Origin of the sequence: Bacillus sp. NTK034 (assembly GCF_017303275.1) — a bacterium.
Taxonomy (GTDB): Bacteria; Bacillota; Bacilli; order Bacillales; family Cytobacillaceae; genus Cytobacillus.
The window spans coordinates 658795-675009 of the sequence record NZ_JAFKOJ010000002.1; the positions used below are offsets into that span (position 1 = coordinate 658795).

The window sequence follows — 16215 nt, forward strand, 5'->3', positions numbered from 1 at the left end:
CTGCTCCACTCCCTTTTTAAAAGAAACACGGCCGATGAAGGCCGTGTCTCAGTTTTTAAAATCAGCTGAAACTGTGTCCAGCCATCATTTCAGCTTTTATGCATAAGCCCCCATGATATTTAGAATAGCTTCGTTATCCAAAAGGGTAGCCTTCACCTCTTCAATCATTTCAGAAGTAGTAACTACCTTTTTTCCAAATGAAACAATATCTCTTGTTCGATAGCCAGCTTCAAGCACTTGATTAACAGCATTCTCAACCGCTTCAGCTTCCTCTTCCATTCCGAAAGATAAGCGAAGCATCATGGCTGCTGATAAAATCATGGCAATAGGATTGGCTGCATTCTTCCCTTGAATATCCGGTGCTGAGCCATGGATTGGTTCGTATAAATAAGGTCCGTTTTCAGAAATGCTGGCAGAAGGAAGCATCCCTAAAGAGCCAGTCAATACAGACGCTTCATCGCTCAAAATATCGCCAAACATATTTTCCGTTACTACAACATCGAACTGCTTCGGATTTTTAATCATTTGCATCGCTGCATTGTCAACCAGCATATGCTCCAATGCAACTTCCGGATATTGCTTTGCGATGTCCTCTGCTACCTCTCTCCACATTCGGCTTGATTCCAGGACATTGGCCTTGTCAACAGAAGTCACCTTGCCACGGCGGCTTCCGGCAAGTTCAAAAGCCAGTTTAATGACACGCCGCATTTCTTCTTTTTGATAAAACAATGTATCTACCACAGCATCTTTGCCGTTTTGCTTGGTCCTCTCGCTTGGCTTTCCGAAATACAGGCCGCCGGTTAATTCCCTGACCATCAGCATATCCACACCTTCAATTACTTCATTTTTTAAAGGAGAAGTATCAGAAAGGCTGGAATAATATTGGGTTGGCCGCAGATTGGCATAGAGATTTAATTCCTTGCGGATCTTCAAAAGACCCTTTTCAGGACGAAGGTGGGGAGGCTGCCGGTCCCATTTAGGCCCTCCAACCGCTCCCAGCATGACCGCATCGCTATCTTTGCAAAGCTCCAGCGTTTCATCAGGCAGAGGAGTTCCTGCTTCATCAATCGCAGATCCGCCGATTTTGCCATATGAAAATTGGAATTGATGTCCGAACCGTTCTCCAACGGCCTGCAGGACTTCAATTGCCCCCTTCACCACTTCTTTGCCGATCCCATCTCCTGGAAGTACTGCGATACGTTTTTTCATTTTTAATCCCTCCGTCTGTTTGTTTGTTTGTGCTTATTTATTATCGTTTAGTGAATGAAGCACTTTGATTTCAGCACATGTTACTTGCTTTCCGCAGGGGAAGAACGGGAGCTCGATCAATTCGCCTCTACCGCCTGTGCCTGTGCTTTCTCTTTCATATATATCACTCTATTAACAGCGTTCAAGTAAGCTTTTGAGGAAGCCTCAAGCACATCCTGGGCCAAACCGCGGCCGCTGGTTTCCATTCCTTCGTAGTTAAGCTTTACATAAACCTGTGCTAATGCGTCTCTTCCGGCCCCAACGGATTGAATGCGGTAATCCAGAAGGTTAGCTGTTCCATTCAGGCATTTTTCCAATGTGTTATAGAGCGCTTCGATGCTTCCTGCTCCAGTACCCGCTTCCTGGATCACTTCGTTGTTCGATCCTGACAGAGTAACAGTTGCAGTCGGAACAGAGTTAGTGCCATATTGAATTTGAATACCGATTAAATCATAGAACCGCTGCTCCTTGGAGAGCTTCTCTTCAAGTACGATGGCTGCAAGGTCGTCGTCTGTCATCTCTTTTTTGCGGTCGGCCAAATCTTTGAAAACTGTGAATAGACGGTTTGCTTCTTCATCTGCTACTTCAAGCCCCAGTTCACTCAAGCGGTTTTTAAAGGCATGACGTCCAGAATGTTTTCCAAGCACCATGGAATTGGATTGGAATCCGACTAGATCAGGGGAAATAATTTCATAAGTTGTTTTTTCCTTCAGTACCCCATCCTGATGTATTCCTGATTCATGTGCAAAAGCATTTCTTCCGACAATTGCTTTATTTGCAGGTACCACCATGCCTGTCAGCTTGCTGATCAGGCTGCTCGTTCTGCTGATTTCCTGAAGGTTCAGACGCGTCGAAGCCTGATAATGATCATTCCGGATATAAAGGGCTACCGCCAGCTCCTCCAAAGCCGCATTTCCAGCTCTTTCACCAATCCCGTTGATGGTGCCCTCAACCTGTGTTGCTCCATTCTCTATAGCTGAAAGGGAATTAGCTATGGCCATTCCCAAGTCATCATGGCAATGAGCCGATAGAGACACTTTATCAATAGAAGGAACATGATTTCTTAGATATTGAAATATCTCTCCATATTCCTGAGGTGTTGTATATCCAACAGTATCCGGTATATTGATGATCCTCGCCCCTGCCTGAATGACCCTTTCAATTATTTCAGCAAGAAAAGGCAATTCTGTTCTGGTAGCATCCTCTGCAGACCATTGGACGATCGGAAACTTTGAAGCAGCATACTTAACTGTTTCTACTGCTGTTTCAACCACTTCTTCTTTCGTTTTCTTTAGCTTATATTGCCTGTGGATTGGAGAGGTTGCCAGGAATGTATGTATTCTTGGCTCAGCCCCGTCCTTTAATGCTCCCCATGCATCATCTATGTCAGAGATAACTGCTCTTGCCAGTCCTGTGACCGAGCAATTTTTAATCGTCTGGGCAATTTTCTGTACAGAAGCAAAATCACCTTTGGACGCTGCAGGAAAACCGGCTTCAATAATATCTACATTCAGGCGCTCCAGCTGCCTGGCTATTTCTAACTTTTCGGAAAAGTTAAGGTTGACACCTGCTGATTGTTCGCCATCTCGTAACGTTGTGTCAAATATTTTAATTGTTTGCACTTACGACCACTTCTTTCTTCTTGCTGCTATTGACAAACGGCATCATTTTGCGAAGCTCTCTTCCTACCTGTTCAATTGGATGCTCATTCTCTCTCTGATTCACTGCATTAAATACCGGTCTATTTGCCTGGTTCTCCAAAATCCAGCCTTTAGCAAAATTACCTTCCTGGATATCTTTCAAAACTGCCTTCATTTCTTCTTTCACCCTTGCATCTACCACGCGCGGGCCGCTGACAAAGTCACCCCATTGTGCAGTATCCGAGATGGAATAGCGCATTCCTTCCAGACCTCCTTCATACATAAGGTCAACGATGAGTTTAAGCTCATGCAGACATTCAAAGTATGCAAGTTCCGGCTGATAGCCTGCTTCTGTAAGAGTTTCAAATCCTGCTTTAACCAATGAAGTAAGCCCTCCGCAAAGCACTGCCTGTTCACCAAACAGATCTGTCTCCGTTTCTTCTTTAAAAGTTGTTTCCAATGCACCTGCGCGAAGTGACCCAATGGCTTTAGCGTAAGAAAGGGCAAGCTCCTTTGCTTCTCCTGTTACATCCTGATGGACTGCAAACAGAGCTGGGACACCTGCATCCTGTTCATATGTTCTTCTGACCAAATGCCCTGGCCCTTTTGGTGCTACAAGCAATACATCACACTCTTTTGGAGGCACGATCTGATTAAAATGGATATTAAATCCATGGGCAAACATTAATGCCTGGTTTGATAGATTCGGTTCAATTTCTTCCTTGTATACTTTTGGCTGGAGTTCATCCGGCAATAGAATCATCACTACATCTGCCTGTGCTGCTGCCTCACCCACTGAGTATACCTGGAAGCCGTCTTCTTCTGCTTTTTCCCAAGACTTCCCTTTTCTAAGGCCGATTACAACTTCAACTCCGCTGTCCCTCATGTTTAACGCATGCGCATGTCCCTGAGATCCGTATCCGATAACCGCTACTTTCTTTCCGTTTAAATAAGCTGCATTTGCATCTCCGTTATAGTACATTTTTGCCATGTTTTATCTCCCTCTCCGATTAAAATTTTATATTTTAGTAATAGATTTATTAAACAATTGAATATGATTTGGACTGCTGGGAAGTACGCTGTGTTCCTCTAGGGAATGCCGTTGTTCCCGTCCTGGCAAGCTCTTTAATTCCATATGGTTTAATGAGTTCAATGAAAGCTTCTACCTTATCAGATTCACCTGTAATCTGAACGGTCATGCTATCCTTGCTGACATCTATTACAGAAGCTCTGAAAGGTTCAATTAATGAGTAAATTTCATTTCTGGTATAAGGGACCGCCTGAACTTTAATGAGGGCGAGCTCTCTTGCCACTATCGATTGATCAGTGATATCAGTCACTTTTATCACATCGATTTGCTTGTTTAGCTGTTTTGTAATTTGTTCACTGGCACTGGAGTCCTCAACATGGACCACACAAGTGATGCGCGACATCCCTTCATGTTCAGACAGGCCAACTGAAATGCTTTCAATATTAAAGTTTCTTTTGGAAAATAAATTCGTGATTCTGTTTAGAACGCCCGGCCGATTCATAACAGTCAGGCATATAACTCTTTTCATGGTTTTACACCTGCCATTTCATGAAGTCCTTTTCCAGGTGCAATCATCGGATACACATTTTCATCCGGATCCACCCGGAAATCGATAAGCACTGGCTCACGGTTATGAAGCACTTCATCCAATAACTCTTCAGCTTCTTCTTCAGATTGAATGACATATCCTTTTATTCCATAGGCTTCTGCCAATTTTACGAAAGAAGGCTGTACTGGGATTTTGCTGTGAGAGAAGCGGGACTCATAAAAAATCTCCTGCCATTGCCGAACCATGCCAAGGGCCATATTATTAAAAATGATAATTTTTACCGGCAAGTTCATTTCCTGTATAACGGCAAGCTCCTGCGTTGACATTTGGAATCCTCCATCTCCGCAAATAGCGAGTACGCATGCTTCCGGGTCAGCCAGCTGAGCTCCGATACTTGCAGGGAATCCAAATCCCATTGTTCCTAGCCCCCCTGAAGTCACCCATCTGTCTGCCTTATTAAAGCGGTAGTATTGGGCTGCCCACATTTGATGCTGTCCTACGTCTGTTACGACGATGGCATTCCCTTCTGTTTTTGAATGAAGCATTTCCATGACTTTCTGGGGTTTCAGCCGTCCAGATTCTTTATCATAGAAATATGGATATTCCTCCTGCCACCTCAGGATGGTTTCCATCCATTCTTTATGGGCCGGCGGTTTTCCATCCTGCAGAATCAGCTGCTCAAGAGCTTCTTTTGCATCTGCCACAATCGGAATGGACGTCGGAACGTTCTTGCCGATTTCAGCAGGATCAATATCAATATGGGCGACTGTTGCATGTGGTGCAAAATGCTGTAAGTTTCCTGTTAATCTGTCATCAAATCGGGCTCCAATATTTATCAGCAAGTCACATTCTGTAAGTCCCATGTTGGCTGCATAGCAGCCATGCATCCCTGCCATTCCGATGAATAATGGATGATCTGCCGGAAACCCGCCGAGGCCCAAGAGTGTGTGAATAACAGGAATTTGCTGCTGCTCTGCGTACTCTTTTAATTCTTTGGATGCTCTTCCATGAAGCACGCCAGCACCAGCCAGGATGACAGGCTTTTTCGATCTGCTGACCGCTTCAGTTAACTTCCTTATTTGCAGGTAATTTGGTTTCAATGTCGGCTGATATCCCGGCAGATTCACTTCCTTTTCTTCCTCGGGCTGATCTGAAATTCCCGCAGCGATATCTTTAGGGATATCGATCAGCACCGGTCCTGGCCTGCCGGTTGAAGCTATATAAAAAGCTTCTTTAACAATTCTCGGGATATCTTCAATGCTGCGGACCTGATAATTGTATTTTGTAATTGGAGTGGTTATCCCCAGGATATCTGCCTCCTGAAAGGCGTCTGATCCAATGACTCCCGTTGCCACCTGACCTGTAAAAACAATCAGCGGAAGTGAATCCATCATTGCGTCTGCAAGCCCGGTAACAATATTAGTGGCTCCTGGTCCTGAAGTGGCAATTACAACACCCGGTTTTCCAGTTATCCGGGCATACCCTTCAGCAGCATGAATTCCTCCCTGTTCATGACGCGGCAGCACATGAAGAATCTCTGAATGATACAGTTTGTCGTAGAGTGGAAGAACAGCTCCTCCAGGATAACCAAAAATCACTTCAACATTTTCTTTCTCCAAGGCTCTTAATAACAGATCTGCACCGGTGACAGGATGTGTCTCCGTTTTTGTTTCTGTTAAGGCAGCTTCCTGCAGCATTTGTTGATAACCTCCTCATGTAATTTATAACTCCAATATAAAAAGCCCTTCCACCCCTAAAGACACCTATCGATTGTAGGTATAAGGGATGAAAAGGCTTTGATAACCTGTTCCACGGTACCACCCTGATTCACGCTTATAGTGCGTGCACTCATGAACAGCTATATGCTGTCCGTTTTGATAACGGGTGAAGAACACCCGGCAGCCCCTAGTCGATCATCGATCATCTTTCAGGACTGCGCTCAGAGGTGAGTTCATTTTAAGAGGGCATTACCGGTTTTCAGCAGGTCCGGCTCTCTGTGAATGCCTGTCATAAAACTACTTATCCTCTTCTACGCTTTTCCTATTCGGAGTAAAACCCATTAAAACATTAACGCTTTAAACCACTGAATTATTAAGTTAAAAAAATTCATATTGAGAGAGAGATTTCACTTAGATGAAGGTTATAATTCTATTTAACTTAAAGGTGTGAATTTCTTATATTGAGGACTATCTTACGCCCATTTTTATCAGCCGTCAACACCCTTTCTGTGAATTATTTGATAATTTCGATTAATCTGTTTTTCTGTATCCGCTTACATTGTTGATATATTCACATTCCCTGGGACAAAAAAATTTTAGAGAATTTTTTAATTACGGGAGATGACAGCTGATATGAGGTTCAAATATTAAGAGGTTTGTAAAGACGATTTAAGTCGAGGGCTGCACTGGCAGACTCCTGCCATTGCAACTAAATTAAAAACAAAAAAACTCACCAAAAAGGTGAGTAAGAATTCGGTAAGATATGTAGTGCTGCCAGATGTGTAAATGGCGTCCCAGGAGAGATTCGAACTCCCGACCGACGGCTTAGAAGGCCGTTGCTCTATCCAGCTGAGCTACTGGGACGTATTGAAAATTTTTTACTTGGTTGAGATTAATTAACTTAACGACAAGATTTATTATATTAGACAAATGTTAAGAAGTCAACACTTTGGTAAGATATTTTTTATTAATGAGGGAAGACTGGCTTCCCTCAGTTATTATATTCAAATTACTCGCTTTTTACCAGTGAAAAATTTTGTGTCAAATCAGGAATTTTCCCATTAGACAGGTCATACACATCCAATGTAACATTTTTCCCCCTGGCTTCCAGTATGACATATGTCTTTTCATTTCTTCCTCTTGGCAGCCGGATGCTCCCAGGGTTAATAAATAATATCCCATTAGACATTTCAGCTCCCAGACCATGTGAATGGCCAAAACATACAATATCTGCTTCCATTTCACGTGCCTTGTATGACAGATTCATTAAGGTAGACTTAACGGAATATCTGTGTCCGTGTGTGACGAAAAGGCGGAGTCCCCCTGCTTCTTCTATTCTATCCTCCGGGAATGCTGCCTCAAAGTCGCAATTTCCTCTTACAGCAGTGTAGCCTATCAATGATTCATGATCTGCCTGAAGCTCAGAATCTCCGCAATGAATCATCAGATCCATATCCGGATGCATTTCGCGGATTTTGCTGAGTTCAGAGGTTAACCCATGGCTATCACTGACAATCAGAACCCTCATGAGTTCTCAGCTCCGGCTACGAAAGAAGGAAGCAGCTCCTCCAGCTTTTTGAGAGCATTTGCCCTATGGCTGATCAGGCTTTTTTCCTCCGGCATTAATTCAGCCATTGCTTTGTCTTTTTCTTCTGCAAAGAAAATAGGATCATAGCCAAATCCATTAGTCCCTCTTTTTTCTCTTAAGATATGGCCTTCACAAGTTCCTGCAGCTGTTATAGTAGTTTTTCCGGGTGCAGCTACTGCAAGAGCGCAATAGAACCGAGCCTGCCGCTTATGATCCGGAATGTTTTTGAGCTCATCGAGAACCTTTTCCATGTTTTTCTGGTCGTTTTTTTCTTCTCCTGCATAGCGGGCGGAATAGATGCCTGGCTTTCCTCCAAGCGCATCAATGATTAATCCTGAATCATCGGCAATTACCATTCTTCCAAAAGCTTCTGAAACGGCTTCCGCTTTCAGAATGGCATTCTCTTCAAACGTGCTTCCTGTTTCCTCTACATCCTGAAAATCAGGATAATCCAGCAGCGTTTTAACTTCATACCCAAGAGGCTTGAACATCCGTTCAAACTCTCTGGCTTTGCCTGCATTTTTAGTAGCGATAATGACTTCCTGCATGCTATGACCTCCCCTCCAGCTTTTCTCTTTTGCTTTGAATGCTTTCTGAGATTTTTTCTCCAAGCGCAGCCTTTTGAAACTCAAACAGCTCTGTTATCCCTTCCTGCGCAGCACCCAGCATTTCCTGCAGCTGGGTATAAGAAAAAGTCGCTTCTTCTCCCGTTCCCTGAAGCTCCACAAACTCACCGCTTCCAGTCATAACGACATTCATATCTACTTCCGCTGAAGAGTCTTCAAGATAATTCAAATCCACTGCAGCCTGCTTGTTTTTAAGAATTCCCACGCTTGTGGCAGCAAGGAAATCATTTATTGGATAGTGAGTAAGCTTCTTGCTGCTGTATAATTTATCCATCGCCTGTGACATAGCGACAAAGGCTCCTGTAATGGATGCTGTCCGAGTCCCTCCATCCGCCTGGATTACATCGCAATCAAGCCAAACCGTTCTTTCGCCAAGTGCATCAAGATCCACCACTGCACGGAGAGCACGGCCGATCAGACGCTGGATTTCCATTGTTCTCCCTGAGATTTTCCCTTTTGCTGATTCCCTGATATTTCTCTGTTCCGTTGCTCTTGGAAGCATGGAATATTCAGCTGTTATCCAGCCTTTCCCCTGTCCCCTCATAAAAGGAGGGACCCTTTCATCGATACTTGCTGTGCAAATCACCTTCGTGTCTCCCACAGTTATAAGGACAGAGCCCTCAGGATGCTTTAAGTAATCTGTTTCAATATGTATAGGCCTAAGCTGCTTCGGTTCACGTCCATCTGCACGCATAAGCTGATTCCCCCTTCTTTTCCATATGTAAAAAAATTATTTAACCAGAGCATCGCCCTAAGTATGTTTTTGTCCAGGTACATTGGCATAACTTCATTTCACCAACAAAGAAGAGGCGGCAGTAAATGCCAACCTCTTTTTCCTGTTACTATATAGTATAACAAAATCTGCCCTATTAAAAACTTCCTGTATTCACATTTTCAGGACGGGTTACAGGCTCAGACAGTTTTTGGCCATCCTCATTGACAATCTCTGCTTTGCCATCAACAGTGACAGCAACGCTTTCGATGCCTTTTTGTTCTGTCAGTGAAAGGACAAGTGCAGTCAGTAAGTGCTTGGAAATCATTTTCTCTTCGAAGCTGCTGAAAACATTCTCATTGAAGTTTAATGTGACTTTTCCTTCTTCAACTTTTGGAGCTTCAAGCAGTTCTACATCCGGAAGGAAGTCTGTCACCAGATTGGATGCATAGTTCGGCCCTTTTATCAGTTCGGATACAACCGCTTCAACTTTATTGTCCATATCATTGCTTACACGCTTGGTAACAGGCACGTAATAATAGTTTTCTTCATCCCCGCCCAGATAATAAACGGTCACCGGCTTCGTATTCGTGATGTCTACTACTTCCGTTGTATCCATGTTTATTCCATTGGCTCTGCTTAACGCAGAACTGACCGGAGTGCCATTCACAGGCATCTCTTTTAATTCATGTCCGTTTAATGTCAGCTTAACTTTATCAATGGAATCAAATTGTGTAAGTGTCCAGGTAACTGATTGGAGAATTTTCTTTTCATCTTCCTTAGCATATTCCTGAAATTCTTTTGAAAAATCGACGGTTGCAACTTTATCTTTAATATTTACAGAAACTTTTGTATCAGCCGGAAGGACTGCTCGGAAATCATTTGGAAGAAGCTCTGTAACAGGACCGTTTTCTACAAGGTACTCTAACGCCTGTGTAGCAACTGAATTAGTTTTTGGAAGATCAATTGTCTGGGGAACGACATACCCATTCTTATCAATCAAGTAAAGCTCTGTTTTAAGATTTGCCGTAACACCCTCTTCATTTTCGGCTGTTTCTTTTCCAGCTGTTTCTTCTGCAACACTCTCGCCTTCATCGGTATAAGATACTGCTTTTGGCGGATCGACCTTTTCCTTCCCCTGGCTTCCAAACAATCCGCAGCCTGATAATAGAACAGATGATACCAGCACAGCCGACACTAAAGACGTTTTTTTATTTAAAGACATACATAATCCCCCCTGAGACAGTTTGTACTACATGTATACGAGCCTATCTGAAATTTAGACCGTCTTTTAGGATAAAAGTGTTAATAGATTTTTGACAAATTTGGACAAACCGAAGGAAAAGCGCAAGCGCCTTGCCCACCCCCGACACCTCGAGGGGATAGGCTGCTTATCGACGTTCAAAATTCTCTTATCTTTCATAAAAAAAGAAGCCCCCATAAGGAGCTTCTCTGTCATATTTGTTTCAGCAGTTCATCTTTTATCAGGACAGCTTTGATTTTAAAATAATCTATCTCCTCCGGAAGTTCTTCTTTGATTGGTTTAAGTTTGTCTCTACCAGCCTTTTCAGCAGCCTGTAAAACGAGCTTTTCTTCAGTTTCATTGAAAATATCTGACCAGTCAATTACATTGCCTTCTCTGATTGAGCGAAATATATGCTCTTGAATTGTTATCGGTGAGAAATTTCGCTTTTTGGCTATTTCTCTTATTGAATCTCCATCCTTGTAATAGTCAAAGGAAATCTGGTAGCTTGGACGATCATCTATGGGTTCCTCTGATTTTGATGGCGCTTCTGTAGCCGGCTTAGGCGAAATATTATGTTCTTCGGCAAATTCTCTGATAGCCTGGATAAAGTCTTCTCCATACTTTTCAAACTTCATTTGCCCTACGCCTTTAATATTTAACATCATGTCCTTGCTGACGGGAAAATAGCGGCTCATTTCTTTTAATGCTGCATCAGCAAATACTACGAAAGGAGGGACATTTTCTTCATCTGCAATCACTTTCCTAAGTTTTCTCAGCATCTCGAAGAGCTCATTGTTTTCCTCTGTTTCCTGAATACGCACCGGCTCGCTTATTTTCATAAATAATCTTTTCTGCCCCTTCAACACGGGAACTGCACTGGCCGACAGCTTTACAGTCGGATATTTTCCATCTGTTAAAGCCAGATAGTCCTCAGCGAGCAGATAATTTATCATATCACCAATCTCTTTTTCTTTGCGGCTTTTCAGCAATCCGAATGTTGAAAGTTTATGAAAATTCATTTCGCGGATTCTCTTATTATTCGATCCTTTCAAAACCTGGGCTGTCAAAGTAATTCCAAATCTTTCTCCCATCCGCTTGATGCATGAGAATATCATTAAAGCTTCCTGTGTAATATCCATGCTTGTCCGTTCATCCAGACAGCTGCTGCATTTGACGCATTGAATAGGATCGGCATTCTCATCAAAATATTCAATGATATAGGACTGAAGGCATTTTTCTGTATGGCAGTAATTAACCATATCCTTAAGCTTGCTGTATTCCTGCTCCATTTTTTGTTGATTCAGACTGCTCTCCTCTATCAAAAACTTCTGCAGCTGGATATCCTGAGGGGCAAACAGCAGGTAGCAGGTGCTATCAACGCCATCTCTGCCGGCCCTTCCCGCTTCCTGATAATAGGCTTCAATGTTCCGCGGAAGATTATAGTGGATGACATATCTGACATTGGATTTATCTATCCCCATTCCAAAAGCATTCGTTGCAATCATAATGTCTGATTCATCGTATACAAAGGTATCCTGTGCTTCTTTTCGTTCTTCTTCCTTTAGGCCTGCATGATATTTGGCAGCAGACAAATTCTTGCCTTTTAAAAATTGGTACAGCTGGTCCGTTTCCTTGCGGCTTGAAGTGTATATTATTCCCGCTTCGTTTTTATGTTTCTTAATGGTCTGCAATATAAAGTCCCTTTTGTTAACACCTTTCAAAACGTGGAAAGATAAATTTTCCCTTGCAAAACCGGTAATAAACGTATGTTCCTCTCCTATGTTTAAAAGCCTGCGAATATCATTTGCAACATCCCGTGTTGCTGTTGCTGTCAAAGCAGCGATTACAGGTTTCTGGTTCAGGCTGTTAAGCTCAGCGACAACCGAACGATAACTTGGTCTAAAGTCATGTCCCCATTGGGAGATGCAGTGCGCCTCATCAAAGACGATAGCACTAATTGAAATATCGTTTAATAAATCCAAAAAGGCCATGGAACCAAATCGTTCCGGCGCCACATACACGAGCTTATATTCACCTTTGCGTATTCCCGCTACAACATGCTGATACTCGGCAGAAGACAGCGTGCTGTTGATAAAAGCAGCCGGGATGCCGGCAAGACTAAGAGCATCTACTTGATCTTTCATCAGGGAAATTAAGGGAGAAATCACAATGGCCGTTCCGGGGAGTACAAGAGCGGGTATTTGGAAGCAGATTGACTTTCCGCCTCCAGTTGGGAGAATGCCAAGAGTATTGGTTTGAGAAAGGATATTTTGAATAATCTCCTGTTGACCAGGGCGGAAAGAGGTATATCCAAAATATTTTTTCAGATAGTTTTCGGCTTGTGCGAGCAAATTGATCACCAACTCAACTAATATATTTTGTCTTTCATTCTCATGATACCAAAGCTTTTTTAAAATGTAATCCTAAAAGAAAAGCGGAAGCGCCTTGCCCACGAAGGAAAGCAGATTAAGAACGCCACGTCCTGTGGCAACGTCTGCATAACCCCCATCCTGGGGGGCCTCACCTCGAGGGGGTAGGCGCTCCTCATAAAAGCTAGCGCTTTTAGTCGTGCGATGATAAAGCTGTCAAAGCATTCCTTGTGGAGCTAGACAGTTATCCGCGTTCAAGATGTTATGATTAGTTTTAAAAACACCTTCTGAAAAAGTTCAGAAGGTGTCTGCATGTGTTAAAGCGATATTTTTTCTGCAGTATTTACAGGAAATCCCAGCCACTTTGAAGCAATTTTAGAAAAAATGGCCGGTGAGCCCGTTGTGCAGAATTTATATTCAGGGTTCTCTGCAACAGCTTTAAGCATTCCATAGTGATGCAGAATGGTACTTGCTTCCCTTGCTGTTTCTTCACCGGAACTGATGACATTTACGCCTTTTCCCATTACATTTTTAATAATTGGTTCTAATAAAGGATAATGGGTACATCCGAGAATGAGTGTATCCATTCCTTTTCCTTTAATAGACTGAAGAGTCTCAGCCACGATTTTTTTGGCAACAGAGCCTTCATACTCTCCGCTCTCTACAAGAGGAACGAACTTAGGGCATGCCAGACTATGAACATCAGATCTCCTGTTTAACTGAATCAGCGCATTTTCATATGCCTTGCTTTTGACTGTGCCTTCTGTGCCAATGACACCAATCTTATGATTTTTCGTTACTTTTATAGCTGTTCTGGCCCCAGGGAAAATGACACCGATAACCGGTATCGTTAGCTCTCTGCGAATTTCTTCCAGGGCTACGGCAGTGGCAGTATTACAGGCAATGATAAGCATTTTAATATTTCTGCCAAGCAAGTATTTCGTCATTTGCCAGGTAAAAGATTTTACCTCGTCACCAGGCCGGGGGCCATATGGGCATCGGGCTGTATCTCCAAGGTAAACAATATCTTCATTTGGCAGCTGCCGCATAATTTCTTTTGCGACTGTTAAGCCTCCAACTCCGGAGTCAATAATTCCTATAGGTTGTTTCACAAGTACCGCCTCATTCTCCTCGCATATCATGGTGTAATTTCGTTAAGTTATCTTTTAAGAACAAGACCTCATTATGTGAAGAATTTTTAAGAACTTCTTTTAAATAATCCTGGCGTTTTTTTATAACTTCTTCAATAATCCGTTCTCCTTCTTCAAGCAGGTGGATTCTGACCACTCTTCGGTCATTTGGATCTTTAACCCTTTTCACAAGGGTGTTTTTCTCCATTCGATCAACAAGATCTGTTGTCGTGCTGCATGCAAGATACATTTTGTTTGACAGCTCACCGATGGTCATATCGCCTTCTTCAAAAAGCCATTGCAATGCAACAAACTGGGGAGGGGTAATGGTGAAATCACTTAGAATTTCCCTTCCCTTCTGCTTGATAATGCCGGATATGTATCTTAAGTCTTTCTCAATTTCAGCTACAACATCATTTATTTCATTTGTTTTAGGATCTTCAAGCTTCATTCTTAAACACTCCCATTTAAGCTTTTACGATGTTTTCTGCCCTTGTGCATTTATTTTCACCTTTTTCCGTATAAATTTCAAGACAGAAATAAAACCAATTAATGAAAAAATCCCTTTATAAATGTGATAACCGGCTTCCCAGAAGGATAGCCGGTCTAAATTAAAGTTCTAGCTCTCCCATTCGAAGGAGCTCTACAACAGCTTGTGATCGCCCCTTTACACCAAGCTTTTGCATGGCATTGGAAATGTGGTTCCGAACCGTTTTTTCACTTATAAACAATTCACCAGCGATTTCCCTTGTTGTTTTATCTTGTACTAACAATTCGAATACTTCTCTTTCTCGTTTGGTGAGTAACGGCTTGTGAGTATATTCATTCTCCTTCAAGTATTGTAACCCTCCTTGCCTTTCGCCAGCTATGAACCGCGGGATGGGTATATATTTAGTCACCATATCATATGTCAGCAAAACAGCCGAAGTGACTATATTTAGTGAAAGGAGAAAGTTATTTTCAAAAATGTGCCATTGTGCCGCTAGGCCCGTACTTTAACCCCGCTTTTCAGCATTTCTTTCATTTCTGCGGTCCAAGGCACACCCTTGCCTGTCACCTTTGATATCTGCACCATCGTGCCCCTGCCGGTGAAGCAAACTGAACCGTCTGATTTCTTGCCCATATAATGAAGGTCAACAGAAGAATTACCTATCGAAGCAGCTTTTACATAAATTTGTAACTCTTCATCAAAGAAAACCTGGCAGATAAAATCGCATTGGAGGTCTGCTACGACTGGTATGGTTTCATTATCTTGTTTTACCCAGTCCTGCATAAAGCCTTTGCTTTTGAAAAATTCTATCCTTGCTTCTTCATAATATGTGAATGGAACGGTATTGTTCAAATGTCCAAACATATCTGTTTCAGAAAATCTGACTTTTACTGGATGAAAGAAAATGAATTCTTCTTCCCATTTTTTAAAATTGTCAATATAGCTCAATTTTTTCATGGCAGTTCCTCCCGGCTATTTATGAATGAGCGCTCACTCTGTTATATTTCATTATAGTGTTTTTTGAATTATTTGAACACCAAAACCATTCAGCTTTGAATGCAAAAACCCCTCTCCAAAAAGGAAAGGGGGTTTAAGAAGTTTAGATCTGGTCGCTTCCAAAGAAGTTTTTGAAAGACTGGAATGTTGTATCGCGGTTAAGTGCCGCAATGGATGTTGTTAAAGGAATGCCTTTCGGGCAGGACTGTACGCAGTTTTGAGAGTTTCCGCAGTTGGCTAGTCCCCCATCACCCATGATTTGCTCCAGGCGTTCTGCTTTATTCATTTCACCAGTTGGGTGAGCATTAAACAAACGAACCTGTGATAATGGAGCTGGCCCGATAAAATCAGATTTGCTGTTTACATTCGGGCATGCTTCCAGACAAACACCGCATGTCATGCACTTTGACAGTTCATATGCCCATTGGCGCTTTCTCTCAGGCATACGCGGTCCTGGTCCCAAATCATAAGTGCCATCGATCGGAATCCACGCTTTAACCTTTTTCAAGGAGTCAAACATACGGCTTCTGTCGACCTGCAGGTCACGGACTACCGGGAACGTGCGCATAGGCTCAAGACGGATTGGCTGTTCCAGCTGATCGACAAGCGCCGTACAGGACTGACGTGGCTTTCCATTAATAATCATTGAACATGCACCGCAGACTTCTTCCAGGCAGTTCATATCCCATGCGATTGGAGTGGTATGTTCACCCTTCACGTTGACCGGATTACGGCGAATTTCCATAAGAGCAGAAATAACATTCATATTGGGACGGTAATCTATTTCAAACTCTTCCTGAAAAGGGGCTGAATCAGGAGTATCCTGGCGGCTGATTACAAAACGGACTGTTTTAGTTTTTGTTTCTTGCATG

General features: G+C 42.7%; 15 protein-coding genes, 1 tRNA gene and 1 other annotated feature. All 16 genes read right to left on the reverse strand.

The window, feature by feature from the left end:
* Window positions 1-96 precede the first annotated feature (96 nt).
* Window positions 97-1209: a 3-isopropylmalate dehydrogenase gene (gene leuB / locus JI665_RS09600; RefSeq protein ID WP_206839002.1), complete on the reverse strand. Its 1113-nt coding sequence runs from the start codon at window positions 1207-1209 to the stop codon at window positions 97-99.
* Window positions 1210-1325: 116 nt separating this feature from the next.
* Complete coding sequence (locus tag JI665_RS09605) at window positions 1326-2870, reverse strand: 2-isopropylmalate synthase (protein WP_206839004.1); 1545 nt, start codon at window positions 2868-2870, stop codon at window positions 1326-1328.
* Window positions 2857-3879: a ketol-acid reductoisomerase gene (gene ilvC / locus JI665_RS09610; RefSeq protein WP_206839005.1), complete on the reverse strand. Its 1023-nt coding sequence runs from the start codon at window positions 3877-3879 to the stop codon at window positions 2857-2859. The genes JI665_RS09605 and ilvC overlap by 14 nt, the downstream gene beginning before the upstream one ends.
* Window positions 3880-3928: 49 nt before the next feature.
* Window positions 3929-4447: an acetolactate synthase small subunit gene (ilvN, locus tag JI665_RS09615; protein ID WP_009333175.1), complete on the reverse strand. Its 519-nt coding sequence runs from the start codon at window positions 4445-4447 to the stop codon at window positions 3929-3931.
* Entirely contained in the window at window positions 4444-6165 is a 1722-nt protein-coding gene (gene ilvB, locus JI665_RS09620) for an acetolactate synthase large subunit (RefSeq protein WP_206839007.1), read from the reverse strand. Before ilvB ends, ilvN begins: the two co-directional genes overlap by 4 nt.
* Window positions 6166-6246: 81 nt before the next feature.
* Window positions 6247-6509, reverse strand: a binding site (T-box leader).
* 464 nt (window positions 6510-6973) lie between these two features.
* Window positions 6974-7050: transfer RNA gene (locus JI665_RS09625), tRNA-Arg, on the reverse strand.
* A gap of 145 nt (window positions 7051-7195) precedes the next feature.
* The gene (locus JI665_RS09630) at window positions 7196-7714 is read right to left on the reverse strand and encodes a metallophosphoesterase (RefSeq protein ID WP_206839008.1); all 519 of its coding nucleotides are present in this window, start codon (window positions 7712-7714) and stop codon (window positions 7196-7198) included.
* Window positions 7711-8322, reverse strand: coding sequence for an XTP/dITP diphosphatase (locus JI665_RS09635; protein ID WP_206839009.1), 612 nt, complete (start codon window positions 8320-8322; stop codon window positions 7711-7713). Before JI665_RS09635 ends, JI665_RS09630 begins: the two co-directional genes overlap by 4 nt.
* A 1-nt stretch (window position 8323) precedes the next feature.
* Complete coding sequence (gene rph, locus JI665_RS09640) at window positions 8324-9094, reverse strand: ribonuclease PH (RefSeq protein WP_206839010.1); 771 nt, start codon at window positions 9092-9094, stop codon at window positions 8324-8326.
* A gap of 175 nt (window positions 9095-9269) precedes the next feature.
* Window positions 9270-10337 carry a GerMN domain-containing protein gene (locus tag JI665_RS09645; RefSeq protein WP_206839011.1) on the reverse strand — a complete coding sequence of 356 codons (1068 nt, stop codon included), beginning with the start codon at window positions 10335-10337 and terminating at the stop codon, window positions 9270-9272.
* Window positions 10338-10567: 230 nt separating this feature from the next.
* A complete protein-coding gene (recQ, locus tag JI665_RS09650) occupies window positions 10568-12709 on the reverse strand; it encodes a DNA helicase RecQ (RefSeq protein ID WP_206839012.1) in 2142 nt (713 codons plus the stop codon).
* Between the two features lie 335 nt (window positions 12710-13044).
* Window positions 13045-13839 carry a glutamate racemase gene (racE, locus tag JI665_RS09655; RefSeq protein WP_312886157.1) on the reverse strand — a complete coding sequence of 265 codons (795 nt, stop codon included), beginning with the start codon at window positions 13837-13839 and terminating at the stop codon, window positions 13045-13047.
* Between the two features lie 10 nt (window positions 13840-13849).
* On the reverse strand, window positions 13850-14308 hold the full coding sequence (locus JI665_RS09660; RefSeq protein WP_206839014.1) for a MarR family winged helix-turn-helix transcriptional regulator: 459 nt from the start codon (window positions 14306-14308) through the stop codon (window positions 13850-13852).
* A 160-nt stretch (window positions 14309-14468) separates the two neighbouring features.
* Window positions 14469-14693 carry a helix-turn-helix domain-containing protein gene (locus tag JI665_RS09665; protein ID WP_009333184.1) on the reverse strand — a complete coding sequence of 75 codons (225 nt, stop codon included), beginning with the start codon at window positions 14691-14693 and terminating at the stop codon, window positions 14469-14471.
* Window positions 14694-14839: 146 nt separating this feature from the next.
* The gene (locus JI665_RS09670) at window positions 14840-15304 is read right to left on the reverse strand and encodes an acyl-CoA thioesterase (protein ID WP_206839015.1); all 465 of its coding nucleotides are present in this window, start codon (window positions 15302-15304) and stop codon (window positions 14840-14842) included.
* A 142-nt stretch (window positions 15305-15446) separates the two neighbouring features.
* Window positions 15447-16214, reverse strand: a complete 768-nt coding sequence (sdhB, locus tag JI665_RS09675; RefSeq protein ID WP_206839017.1) for a succinate dehydrogenase iron-sulfur subunit — start codon at window positions 16212-16214, stop codon at window positions 15447-15449.
* Between the last annotated feature and the right edge of the window lies 1 nt (window position 16215).

Bases quoted from the DNA above. Each gene is read 5' to 3' on its own strand.
- leuB (WP_206839002.1), bottom strand. From the start codon at position 1,209: ATGAAAAAACGTATCGCAGTACTTCCAGGAGATGGGATCGGCAAAGAA.
- ilvC (WP_206839005.1), bottom strand. From the start codon at position 3,879: ATGGCAAAAATGTACTATAACGGAGATGCAAATGCAGCTTATTTAAAC.
- ilvN (WP_009333175.1), bottom strand. From the start codon at position 4,447: ATGAAAAGAGTTATATGCCTGACTGTTATGAATCGGCCGGGCGTTCTA.
- ilvB (WP_206839007.1), bottom strand. From the start codon at position 6,165: ATGCTGCAGGAAGCTGCCTTAACAGAAACAAAAACGGAGACACATCCT.
- JI665_RS09630 (WP_206839008.1), bottom strand. From the start codon at position 7,714: ATGAGGGTTCTGATTGTCAGTGATAGCCATGGGTTAACCTCTGAACTC.
- JI665_RS09635 (WP_206839009.1), bottom strand. From the start codon at position 8,322: ATGCAGGAAGTCATTATCGCTACTAAAAATGCAGGCAAAGCCAGAGAG.
- rph (WP_206839010.1), bottom strand. From the start codon at position 9,094: ATGCGTGCAGATGGACGTGAACCGAAGCAGCTTAGGCCTATACATATT.
- JI665_RS09645 (WP_206839011.1), bottom strand. From the start codon at position 10,337: ATGTCTTTAAATAAAAAAACGTCTTTAGTGTCGGCTGTGCTGGTATCA.
- JI665_RS09660 (WP_206839014.1), bottom strand. From the start codon at position 14,308: ATGAAGCTTGAAGATCCTAAAACAAATGAAATAAATGATGTTGTAGCT.
- JI665_RS09670 (WP_206839015.1), bottom strand. From the start codon at position 15,304: ATGAAAAAATTGAGCTATATTGACAATTTTAAAAAATGGGAAGAAGAA.
- sdhB (WP_206839017.1), bottom strand. From the start codon at position 16,214: ATGCAAGAAACAAAAACTAAAACAGTCCGTTTTGTAATCAGCCGCCAG.